Here is an 11,507-nt window from a genome sequence, read left to right as displayed (position 1 = left end):
CTGATGTCCCGAAAGTGGCTTTCGCGACACCCAACACACGCCGCCGGAAAGCGAAAAGGGGGTCGTGAGTGGCGTTTCGGGTTAGAACCCGAAACGCCACTCACGACCCCAACGCGAACCGCAGCCCCTAAACGGTGTCGAACTCCGACTCCAATTCCTCGATCTCGTCCTTACCCAGGTCGACCAGTTCGAAGTCGGCGGCGGGTTTCCGCGCCGCGGGCACCTCGTCCGGCTCCTCCCCCAGTTCGACGAACGACGCGAGCCCCGCCGGCGTCCGGTACTCGAAGACCTCCCGCGCGCCGAAGGTCATCCCCTCACGCCGCGCCCGCGCCGCCAGCTGCATCGAGACGATCGAATCCCCGCCCAGCTCGAAGAAGCTGTCGTCCGCGCCGACCCGTTCCAGCCCGAGCATCTCGGCGAAGAGTTCGCACAGCAGCCGCTCGATCTCGGTGACCGGTTCCCTGCCGGCGATATGCCCGCTGAAATCGGGCTCCGGCAACGCTTTCCGGTCGACCTTCCCGTTCGCGTTCACCGGCAGCGCGGCCAGCGCCATCACCACCGACGGCACCATGTACTCCGGCAGCAGCCCGGCGATCCGGTCGCGCAGCCGCACCGGGTCCACCCCGGCGCCGGACACGATGTAGCCGATCAGCCGTCCGTCGCGGACCGCCACCACCGCCTGGTCGACGCCCGGCTGGTCCGCCAGCACCGCCTCGACCTCACCCGGTTCCACGCGATAGCCGCGGATCTTGACCTGCGTGTCCGCGCGCCCGGCGAAGACCAGCTCGCCTTCGTCGTTCCAGTACGCCAGGTCGCCCGTCCGGTACATCCGCTCGCCGCGCGCGAAAGGATCGGCGACGAACCGTTCGGCCGTCAACGCGGTCCGGCCGAGGTAACCGTGCGCCACCCCGGCGCCCGCGATGTACAGGTCGCCCGCGACGCCCGGCGGCAGCGGCCGCAGGAAGACGTCCAGCACGTACAGCCGCCGCCCCGGATGCGGTTTGCCGATCGGCAGCGTCGAACCCAGCTCGTCACCCGGCCGGATCACCTTCCACGACGCGCAGAACGTCGTTTCCGTCGGGCCGTAGGTGTGCAGGACACGCAGGTCCGGGCACGCTTGCCGCACCCGCTCCACCGCGCCGAGCGGCACTACGTCCCCGCCGGTCTGGAAGTAGCGCAGCCCCGCGAAACAGTCCGGCTTCTCCTGCACCAGCGCACGGAACTGGCCCGCGGTGAAGTTCACCGACGTGAGGCCTCGCGCCGCGTGCGCGGCAAGGGTGTCCGCGTCGATCACGCCCGGACCGGCGAGGATCACCCGCGCCCCCGCCACGAGCGGCACCAAGACCTCGTACAACGCCGGGTCGAACGTGTGCGGCGCGTGCATCAGCACGGCGTCACCGGGGTGCAGATCCCACACCCGGTAGCCCAGCAGCGCCGCGACGGCGCCGTGCGGGACGGCCACGCCCTTCGGCGTTCCGGTCGAGCCGGACGTGTACATCACGTACGCCAGATCGTGCGCCCCGACCGGGACCAGGGACGCCTCGCCCTCGACCGGATCGTCCACGAGGATCCGCGGATACCCGGACGGCGTCGCGGTCCCGGCCCGGCACACCACCGCGGCCGCCGCGGAATCCTCCAGCATGAACGTGACCCGCTCGGTTGGATAGTCCGGATCGATCGGCACGTACACCGCCCCGGCCTTCCACACCGCGAGCCAGGCCGCCAGCAGTTCCGCTGACCGCTCGACCACGACACCGACACAGTCGCCCCGGCGCACCCCCCGGGCGATCAGGACCGTAGCGAGCTTGCCGGACCATTCGTCGAGTTCCGCGAACGAATACTCCCGGTCCGCGGCCACGACCGCCGTCGCGTGCGGGGTCGCTGCCACCTGGCGGCCGAACAGCTCCACCGCCGACGACGCGTCCACGATGTCGTCCGTCTCGTTCCAGCGCTCGACCACCAGCTCGCGGCCGGCGTCGTCCAGCACGTCCAGCCTGCCGACCGGTGTCCCCGGCGCCGCGATGATCCGCTCCAGCACGAGGGTGAGCCCGTTCAGCGCCGCCTTGGCGACGGACGCTTCGACGGCGTGATACTGCAGTTCGATCTCAAGGCTTTCGCCCGGCATGACACCGAGGGTCATCGCGTACGGCGTCGCCTGGTTGAAGTCCCGCAGGGTCAGGCTCAGCTCGGACGCCGAGCCGGTCGCCGGATCGGCGTAGTTCTCGAACACGACGATCGTGTCGAAACCCGCTTCGCCCAGCTTCTGGATCTCCGGCAGGCCGAGATGGTGGTGCGCCATCATCTCCGACTGCCGTCCCTGCAGCTCCGTCAGCATCCGCAAGACCGGCTGGGCGGCGTCCAACCGCACCCGGACCGGCACGGTGTTGATGAACAACCCCACGGTCTGCTCCGCGCCGGGCAGTTCGGCGGGCCGCCCGGAGACCACCGCGCCGAACACGACGTCCTGACGTCGCGCCAGCCTCGCCAGCACCAGCGACCACGCGCCCTGCACGAGCGTGTTGACCGTCAGCCCGTTGCGGCGGGCGAACTCGGCCAGCGCGGAGGTGAACTCCGGCGAATGGCGGACCACCTCGCTCGACGGCAGTCCGTGCGCCTTCCCCGGCGTTTCCGGCAACCCGAGCGACGTTCCGTCGGCCCCGTCCAATTCCGCGCGCCACGCCGCTTTGGCGGCCTCCTTGTCCTGCTTTCCCAGCCAGGCGAGGTAATTCCCGTAGGAACCCGGGGCACGCGCGACGCGACCCGTCGCGTAGACCTCCAGGAGATCCGCCTCGATGAGCGCCCGCGACCAGCCGTCGATGAGCAGGTGATGGCTCGTGGTCACCAGGCAGTGCTTGTCCGGGCCGAGCCGGATCAGCATCAGCCGCAGCAGCGGCGGCCGTGTGAGGTCGAACCGCGTGGAGCGTTCCTTCTCCGCGATCGCGTCCACCTCGGCGAGTGCGTCCACTTCGGACAGACCGGACAGATCACGTTCGGCCCACGGAAGTTTGACCTCGCGTGGGATGAGCTGGATCGTCTCGCCGTTCTTCCGCCGCTGGAAGCTGGCCCGCAGTGCGGCGTGCCTCGCGAGGACGACCTCCCAGGCCTTCCGGAACCGTTCGGTGTCCAGTGGTCCGTCGATGATCTGCGTTTGCTGGATGAGGTGGATGTCGGGCGCCTCGTCGTCCAAGGACGCGTGGTAGAGCATGCCCGCCTGCATCGGGGAAAGCGGCCAGACTTCGGCCAGTGCCGATCCAGAGGTTGTCGTCGAAGTGTTCACGATGCCCGGCCTTCGCTGAGTTCCGCTGCCAATGCTTCGAAGCTCTCGATCTCGTCCTGATCCAATTCGAGGAGACCGAAATCGGATGCGGTGTGCCCGCCCGCGGCGGGGTCTTCCGCTTGGGAGGCCAGTCCGGACAACACGGCCAGCAGTTCCTGGACCAGTCGTTCGATTCCGGCTTCGTCGAACACGTCGTCCGACCATTCGAGCATGAGGATCAGTTCCGGCCCGTCCGGCAGATCCTGGACGATCATGTTGACGGCCAGCGCGTGCGGCAGCCGCATGTCCGCGTCGATGGAGCCGCCGATCTCGCCGACCTGCTGCCACGCCCGCACCTCGCCACTCTCACCGGCGGCGAACCGGCCGAGGTAGTTGAACCCGATGCGCGCCGACGGCAGCGCCGCCAGCACCGGCTCGGTCTCGGCGTTGAGATGGCGCAGCAATCCGAACCCGAGCCCGTCGCCGGGCACCGCGCGCGACTGTTCCTTCACCGCCTTCAGCAACGTCCCGGCAGCCGCGTCACCGGCGAGCACCCCGTCCAGGTCGATCCCGGAGACGTCAAGGCGCACCGGATGCGTGCTGGTGAACCAGCCCACCGTCCTGGACAGGTCCATTCCCTCGGCGGGATGACGGCCGTGGCCTTCGACGTCCACCAGTACCGAGTCCGACGCGTTCCACCGGGCCAGCGCTCCCGCGAGCCCGGCCAGCAGGACCTCGTGCACGCCGCAGTGGAACACCACCGGCGCCCGCCCGGCCAGCACCGACGTCTGGGCGGAAGGCACCACCCACGACTTCGAGCGCACGGCGCCCGCCGGCTCCGGCTGTTCGCCTTGTCCGAGAATCGCTTGCCACGCCGCGAGTTCCGCGACCCGTTCGGCGGAGACCGCCCACTCCTGAAGCAAACCCGCCCACCGGCGGAAGGACACCGCCACCGGCTCCAGTTCCGGCTTCCGCCCGGCCGCCGCGGCCTCGCACGCCGTTCGCAGGTCCGCCGCCAGGACGCGCCACGAGACCCCGTCGACCACGAGATGGTGCGCCACCACGACGAGCCTGCCGACCCGGTCCGGTCCGGCGTCCAACCACACAATTTGGACGACCACGCCCGCGGCGGGATCCAGCCGCGCGACGGCCTCCCGCGCCACTTCGTCCAGCGTGCTGTCGTCGGCCTTCACGCGGGTGAAGGCCGCGGGAGCGCCACGCTCACCGACCACCAGCCGCCCGTCGACCATCCGCGCCCGCAGCATGTCGTGCGTGTCCAGCACCGCCGTCAGCCCTGCGGTCAGTGTCTCTTCCGTCAAGTCCGCCGGTGCGCCCAGTACCATCCACTGCGCGAAGCCCGGCGCCGCGGCGCCGTCCCCGAACAGCCGCATCACCGGCGTCAGCGCGACTTCACCAACCCCGTCCGCGTTCGATTCCTGCTGTGGCACAAGCGCTTTCACCACCAGCTGCGCGAGCCGTTCCGGCGTCCGGTGCTCGAACACCTGCTTCGGGGTCAGCGCGATGCCGTCGCGACGCGCGCGGGACGCGACCTGCATGGACGAGATCGAGTCCCCGCCCAGCTCGAAGAAGCTGTCCTCGACCCCGACCCGCGCCAGCCCGAGCACCTCGGCGAAGACCTCGCACAGGATCCGCTCGGCCTCGGTCGCCGGTTCCCTGCCGACCGTCTTCGACGAGAAATCCGGTTCGGGCAACGCCTTCCGGTCGATCTTCCCGTGCGCGGTCAGCGGCAGGACGTCGAGTGCCATCACCGCCGCGGGCACCATGTACGCGGGCATCCGTTCGGCGAGTCCGGTCCGCAGCGCCTCCGGGTCGACGTCGCCCGGCGACACGTAGGCGACCAGACGCCCCTGGCGAACCGTCACCGTCGCCTGCGTGACCCGTGGATCGTCGGACAACGCGAACTCGATCTCGCGCGGCTCGACCCGGAACCCGCGGATCTTGACCTGGTCGTCGGCCCGGCCGGCGGACACCAGCTCGTCCTCGTCCGTCCAATAAGCCAGGTCACCCGTCCGGTACATGCGCTCACCGGGGACGAACGGATCGGCGACGAACCGCTCCGACGTCAGCGCCGCGCGGCCCAGATAACCCCGCGCCACCCCGATTCCGGCCAGATACAGCTCACCGACCACTCCGCGCGGCAACGGCCGCAGGAACGCGTCCAGCAGATAGCCGCGCACCCCGGCGATCGGCCCGCCGAACGGGATCACCTCGCCGCGCGGCGCCAGCGGCATGCTCACCGTCGCGCAGATCGTGGTTTCGGTGGGCCCGTAGGCGTTGAGCATCCGGCGGTCGGCCGAAAGCCTGTCCACCAGTCCCGGCGGGCAGAGCTCCCCCGCCGCGGTCACCGTCTGGACCCCGGCCGGGAACACGTCGACGGTGGCCAGCACCGACGGCGGAGCCTTCACGTGCGTGACGTCCCACCGCTCCAGGGTGTCGCTCAGCGACGCCTGCGGCGGCAGATCCTCGTCCGGCGGCATCACCAGCGTCGCCCCGGAGAGCAACGCCATCATCACCTCGGACACGATGGTGTCGAAGCCGAGCGCCGCGAACTGCAGGACACGGGACGACGGCGTCACGGCCAGCCGGTCGATATGTGCCATCGCCAGGTTGCCGAGGCCCGAGTAGGTGACGATCACGCCCTTCGGGGTTCCCGTCGATCCCGATGTGTAGATCACGTACGCCGCGTCGCGCATCCCCACCGTCGGCAAGACCACGTCCGAGGCCGCCGCCAGGTCGATTTCGTCGAGCACGACGACGCGGTCGCCGAATTCCTCCGGCACTGCGTCGCGCGTCTTTCCCTGACACACCACCAGCATCGGATCCGCGCTGCCGAAGATCAGCTTCACCCGCTCGGCCGGGTACGCGGGGTCCACCGGGACGAAGACGCCACCCGAAAGCGACACCCCGAGCATCCCGATCAGCCACCACGCGGACCGTCCGGCCACCAGGCCGACCCGGCGCTCCCGGTCGACGCCCGCCGCCCGCAGGACGGCGGCGAACCTCGTCGCGCGGTCCCACAGTTCCGCGTAGGTCAGGTCGCCTTCGCCGTCCGTGACCGCCACCGCGTCCGGCCGCTCGGCCGCCATCCGCCCGATCAGCTCCGGCAGCGGCTCGCCGTCGATCAACGCGGGTTCCCAGCGGGGCAACGGGATCTCGCCCATGCCGGTCCGTCCGACGAACGCGGACGGATCCTCGACGACCGCTTCGAGCGCTCCGGCGAACCAATCCAGCAGGGAGTCGGCGACGGCCTCGTCGATCTGCCCGCGCCAGTAGGCGAGCTGGATCCGGAACTCCTCGCCCGGGATCACCCCGACCGTCACCGGGTAATGCGTCCCTTCGACCGTGCCCAGATACGAGAACTGGTCGGCGAAGTCCCGCGGGTAGTTCTCGAACACCAGCAGCGTGTCGAACATCGCGCCGGGTCCGGCCGTCTTCTGGATCTCCGTCAGCCCCAGGTGCTGATGCGGCATCAGTTCGACCTGTCGCCGCTGCAGGGCGGTGAGCATGTCCACAACGGACTGCCCGCCGTCCAGCGAGACCCGCACCGGGATCGTGTTCATCATCAGCCCAGGCATCGACTCGACGCCAGGGAGTTCGGCGGGACGGCAGGCGACCGTGGTGCCGAACACGACGTCGGTCCGCCGCGCGAGCCGCGCCAGCACCAGCGCCCAGGCGCCCTGCACCACCGTGTTGAGCGTCAGCCCGTGGTCGCGGGCGAAACCCGTGAGCCGGGTGTACAGCTCCGGCGCGAGATGGGTGACGCGGTAGTCGTAGTCCGTCGCCGTGTCCGACTTGGCGACCAGGGCGGGCACATCGATATCCGACAGCTCCGCCTGCCAGGCCGCGCGCGCCGCGTCCTTGTCCTGCCTGTCCAACCACGCCAGGTAGTCACGGTACGAAGCGGCCGTCCGGTCCGGGAAGCCGCCGGAGGTGTACGCCGCCGAGACCTCGTTGAGGATCACCGCCACCGACCAGCCGTCGGTCAGGATGTGGTGGTTCACCACCAGCAACCGATACCGGTCCTCGGCGACCTTGATCAGCACGAGCCGGAACAGCGGCGCCTTGGCGAGGTCGAACCGGTCCCGCTGTTCCGCCGCGGACAGCGCCTTGACGGCCTCTTCGACATCGCCGGCGCCGGACAGGTCGACCTCGCGCCACGGCAGCTCGACACGGCCGGCGACGGCCTGCACCGCCTTACCCGACGCGAGCCGGTGGAAGGTCAGCCGGAGTTCGGGGTGCCGGGCGAAGACCGCCTCCCACACCGACCGCAGCCTCGCCACGTCCAGCGGTCCGGTCAGCTCCACGATCCACTGGGTCTGGTAGATGTCGGGACCCTGGTCGTCGAGGGTGGTCTGGAAGAGCAAGCCCGCCTGGAGCGGCGCGAGCGGCCAGACCTCGACGGCGTCCGGGACCGAGGCCGCCAGTTCCGTCTCGTCTTCCGCGGTCAGCTCGACCAGAGGGCCCTCGACGAGCCGGTCCTCCACGGCACCCGCCACCGCGGCCAGCCGCGCGGGAGTCCGCTCGCCGAAGATCTGCGACGGCGTCACCAGCAGACCGGCCTTCGCCGCCCGGGCCGCGACACGCACCGCGAGGATCGAATCCCCGCCCAGCTCGAAGAAGCCGTCGTCGACGCCAGCCCGCTCGATGCCGAGCACCTCGGCGAACAGTCCACAAAGGACACGCTCCGCCTCGGTGACGGGTTCGCGCCCTTCGGCCTTCGCGGTGAAATCGGGTGCGGGCAACGCCGCCCGGTCCACCTTGCCGTTGCCGGTCAACGGCAACGCGGCCACCGCCAGCACCACGGCCGGGACCAGGTAGTCGGGCAGGACCGCTTGAAGCCGCTCGCGGACGAGCGCGGGTTCCACGTCCGCCACCACGTAACCGATCAGGCGGCCGTCGATCGGCACCACGACGGCCTCGTGGACGTCCGGCTGCGCGGTCATCGCGGCTTCGACCTCACCGGGTTCGATCCGGAACCCGCGGATCTTCACCTGGTCGTCGACACGGCCCGCGAAGAGCAGTTCGCCGTCCGGTGTCCATTTCGCGAGGTCACCGGTGCGGTACATCCTCTTGCCCGGCGCGAAGGGATCCGCCACGAACCGCTCCGCCGTCAGCCCTGGCCGGTCGAGGTAGCCGTCGGCCAGCCCGGCACCGGACAGGTACAGCTCGCCGACCACGTCCGGGGCGACCGGCCGCAGCGAGTCGTCCAGCACCCAGGCCTGCCGCCCGGACAGCGGACGCCCGATCGGCAGGACCGCCACCGGGTCGTCCTCCGGTTCGAGCACGTGCCAGGTGGCGCACAGGGTCGTTTCCGTCGGCCCGTACAGATGCCGGATCCGCGCGCCGGGCGCGGCGTGGCGCACCCGGTCCACCGCGTGCGCGGGCACCAGGTCGCCGCCGGTCAGGATCTCGCGCAGCCCCGCGAACGACTCCGGCGCTTCCTCCGCCACCGCACGGAAACTGCCGGCGGTGAGATGCGCCCGCGTCACCCCGCCCGCGACGGCCTCCCGCAGCCGTCGGGCGTCCACCGGCCCCGGCGCGGCGATCACCACCCGGGCGCCCGACACCAGCGGCACCCAGATCTCGCACAGGGACGCGTCGAAGGAATGCGGCGCGTGCATGAGGACCGCGTCGTCGGCGCCCATCGCCCAGCCGGGATCCCCGACCAGCTCCGCGACGCTCGAATGCGGGACGGCGACGCCCTTCGGCTTCCCCGTGGAGCCGGACGTGTACATCACGTACGCCAGGTCCTCCGGGCTCGCCGGAACCACCGCGACGTCGCCCGCCTCGTCGGCGACGGTGATCGCCTCGATCCCGTCCGGGACGCTGTCGCGCGTCCCGGCCGAGCACAGCATCAGGGACGCACCCGAATCCGCGACCATGAACGCCACCCGCGGCGCGGGGTACGAGGCGTCCACCGGCACGTACGCCGCGCCCGCCTTCCAGACCGCGAGCAGCGCCACCAGCAGATCCGCCGAGCGGTCGAGCATCACCGCGACCCGGCGGGCGCCACGGGCGGCCAACCGGCCGGACAGCCTGCCCGCGAGTTCGTCGAGCTCGCGGTAGGTCAGGATCCGGTCCCCGTCTACCACGGCCACCGCGCCGGGGGCCCGGTCCACCTGCCTGGCGAAGAGATCGAGCACCGTCGGTGCGGCCTGCGCTGCGGAACTCATCGTCATCCTCCGTAGACCACGGTGTCCAGCGGCTCTTCGTCGAACTCGTCTTCCTCGGGTTCCGGCTTGGGCGCGTTGTTCTCCGGCCTGGCGAACTGCGTGTGGTAGAGCTCCGAATACAGCCCGCCCCTGGCCAGCAACTCGTCGTGCGTCCCGCGTTCACGGACCGTTCCGCCGTCGATCACGAGGATCTGGTCGGCCTCGCGGATCGTGGACAACCGGTGCGCGATCACCAGCGACGTCCGATCGCGCAGCGCGGTCTTGAGCGCCCGCTGGACGGCCGCCTCCGACTCGGAGTCCAGATGCGCGGTGGCCTCGTCGAGCACGACGACCGTCGGCGCCTTCAACAGCAACCGGGCGATGGCCAGACGCTGCTTCTCCCCACCGGACATGCGGTAACCGCGGTCGCCGGTGACGGTGTCGAACCCGCGGGGCAGCGACTGGATCAGGTCCCAGATCTGCGCCCCCTTGCAGGCTTCGACCAGCTCTTCCTCGGTGGCGGTCGGGCGGGCGTAAAGCAGGTTCTCCCGGATCGTGTCGTGGAAGAGGTAGGCGTCCTGGCTGACCACCCCGACCGTGCCGCGGATCGAGTCGAAGGTGAGGTCGCGCAGATCGTGCCCGTCGAAGCGGACCGCGCCTCCGTTCGGGTCGTAGAGCCGGGAGACCAGGTGCGTGATGGTGCTCTTGCCCGCGCCGGACGGGCCGACGAGCGCGGTGAGGGTGCCCGAGGGCGCCTCGAAACTGATGCCGCGCAGGACGTCCGCCGTCTTGTCGCCGTTCTCCCGCTTGGTCCGCAGGTGCTCGAGCGACGCCAGCGACACCTCGTCCGCGGTGGGATAGCGGAACACCACGTCGTCGAACTCGATCCCCGGCGCCTTGCTCTTCTCGATTTCCTTGGCGTCCGGGCGTTCCTGGATCAACGGCTTGAGGTCGAGCAGCTCGAAGATCCGCGCGAAGCTGACCACCACGGTCTGCGCGGTCTCCTGCAGCCCGGACAGCTGGGTGATCGGCCCGAACAGCCGTCCCAGCAGGGTGGCGATGGCGATGAGCGTCCCGAGCTGGAACGCCCCCTCGATCACGAGCCCGCCGCCGACGCCGTAGACGACCGCCGTGGCGATCGACGCCATCAGCGCCATCATGGCGAAGGACATCCGCGCCCAGATGGAGATGCTGACGCCGATGTTGCGGATCTTGCCCGCCCGCTTGCGGTAGTCGGCCATCTCCTCGTCCGGGCGGCCGAAGAGCTTGGAGAGCATCGCGCCCTGGACGTTGAACCGCTCGTGGAGGAGTCCGCCGAGCCCGGCGTTCGTCTCCATCAGCGTTCCGGTGCGGCGCTGGATGATCCGCCCCACCCAGATCCAGGGGATGACGAACAGCGGGACCAGCACCAGCGTGACCACGGCGACCAGCCAGGACAGGTAGAACAGCTCGGCCAGCACGAGCAGGACGGTGACCACACTGGTGGCCGCCATCAGCAGATGACCGAACGCCTGCTGCGCCATGATGAGCTCGGTGTGCAGCCTGCCGACCAGCACCCCGGTCTGGGTGCGGGTGAAGAACGCGATCGGCAGCCGCCGGACGTGGTCGAGGGCCTGCACCCGGAGGTCGTAGGTGACCCCCTCCCCGATCTTCGCGGAGACGAAGGCGGACAACAGCGACAGCAGCGCGCCCGCCACGGCGAGGCCGGCGGTCAGCACCGCCATCAGGATGACGACCCCGAAGTCGTTCTTCAGGATGCCGCCGTCGATGAGTTCCTTCATCAGCAACGGGGTCGCGACGACGACGAACGCCTCCATCGCGGCGATCAGGACGAAGATCGCCACCTTGCCGACGTGGGGGCGGAAATACGCGAGGACTCTGCGCACCGTCCCCGGACGGACCCGGTTCGACCAGGGATCGGGGTCGTCATCGCTCTTGGGCGACGCCCCGAAGCGCAACATTACTTCCATTTGGGCATCCCTCTCACGCACGGAGTCGGCGAGTTCAATCGTGCTGAATCGTGTCGATGTCCACGAGTGGACCTCGCGGAGCATCTCCGTTCTGTTCGTCCACAAAGG

General features: G+C 70.1%; 1 protein-coding gene and 1 pseudogene. Both read right to left on the bottom strand.

Annotated elements, in window-relative coordinates:
- Nucleotides 1–211: 211 nt before the first annotated feature.
- Nucleotides 212–9,396: pseudogene (locus ACZ1DY_RS08000) on the bottom strand (amino acid adenylation domain-containing protein); the annotation flags it as partial.
- A 56-nt stretch (nucleotides 9,397–9,452) separates the two neighbouring features.
- On the bottom strand, nucleotides 9,453–11,399 hold the full coding sequence (locus ACZ1DY_RS07995; protein WP_465484023.1) for an ABC transporter ATP-binding protein: 1,947 nt from the start codon (nucleotides 11,397–11,399) through the stop codon (nucleotides 9,453–9,455).
- Between the last annotated feature and the right edge of the window lie 108 nt (nucleotides 11,400–11,507).

The sequence above is a fragment of the Amycolatopsis sp. PSD-21 genome (genome assembly GCF_055561455.1).
This window is presented reverse-complemented; position numbering and strand designations above follow the sequence as displayed.

Coding starts and splice junctions, on each gene's coding strand:
- ACZ1DY_RS07995 (WP_465484023.1), bottom strand. CDS start 11,399: ATGGAAGTAATGTTGCGCTTCGGGGCGTCGCCCAAGAGCGATGACGAC.